This is a genomic window from Ideonella sp. P3_A4, assembly GCF_056403075.1.
In genome coordinates, this window is the sequence record NZ_JBFUGE010001196.1 from 1 (window position 1) to 927 (window position 927).

Below are 927 nucleotides of genomic sequence, written 5' to 3' on the forward strand. Positions count from 1 at the left end.
GGGAGCGGGCACTGCAGTCCTCGATGCGGCGGGTGTGCCGCAAGACTCGCCCGATCCGGCATTCATCGTCGCCGCCGACTTGGCCAYGACAACCGACTTCACGGGTGCATTCATCACCGCGCTGGGTGCTCCCAGGCGGTTCGAGCGCGAGACCGACCCGCCGCTGGTCTGAGTCGCCAGTCATCAGAGTCGACGGCGTATCCACCTACAAGTGAATGCCGCCTTGCCTGGATGCGATTCGCCGCCGATGCAGCCAACATGGTCGCTCGCCTCACCACCCATCCGAAGATGTTCTTTGGCCGGTCAGAGGCAATAGGAGACCACCATGTCCACTTTAATCACTCGCTCGACCCTCGTGGCATCGGCCTTGGCCACTGTGCTGATTGGGGCCTTCGCTCAAACATCCACGCCAATGGCGCCCGCTGCCCCCACAACGGACAAGGTGGGCGTGTCACCGGCGACTGCGGCCACTGCAACCGACAAGGCCGTGCCGCGAGCAGACGTCGGCACCGTGGTTCGTACCGGCCCGTCCGCTACCGACAAGATGGCACCCAACTCGAGCACGCCAGCATCAACTGACGCAGCCATGAGCGCCGACAGCACGATGCCGCCGCCCAAGACCGATCGCAACTGATCGATCCATGTCCGCTCACTACCCTCACCACTGAATGAAGGATCTCAACATGAATGAAACCAACGCCAACACTCGCCTCGTGACTGGCCTCTTCCCCGACCGCGATAGCGCCGAAGCGGCCTACGCAGCGGCGACCGAACGTGGCTACACCAAGGATGACGTCAACCTGGTCATGTCCGACAAGACGCGATCGACACACTTCGCCGCGGGCGGTGTCGAAACCGAGTTGGGCAACAAGGCGGCCAAGGGCGCTGGTGTTGGCGGGGCCATTGGCGGCACGCTGGGCGCGATCG

Annotated in this window: 1 protein-coding gene and 1 pseudogene; both read left to right on the forward strand. The window is 63.8% G+C overall.

Features of this window, described 5'->3' with window-relative positions; genetic code table 11:
- The first annotated feature begins 325 nt into the window (after positions 1-325).
- Positions 326-634, forward strand: a complete 309-nt coding sequence (locus AC1DYI_RS36920) for a hypothetical protein (protein ID WP_477209038.1) — start codon at positions 326-328, stop codon at positions 632-634.
- A gap of 49 nt (positions 635-683) precedes the next feature.
- Positions 684-927 (forward strand): annotated as a pseudogene (locus tag AC1DYI_RS36925) (hypothetical protein); the annotation flags it as partial.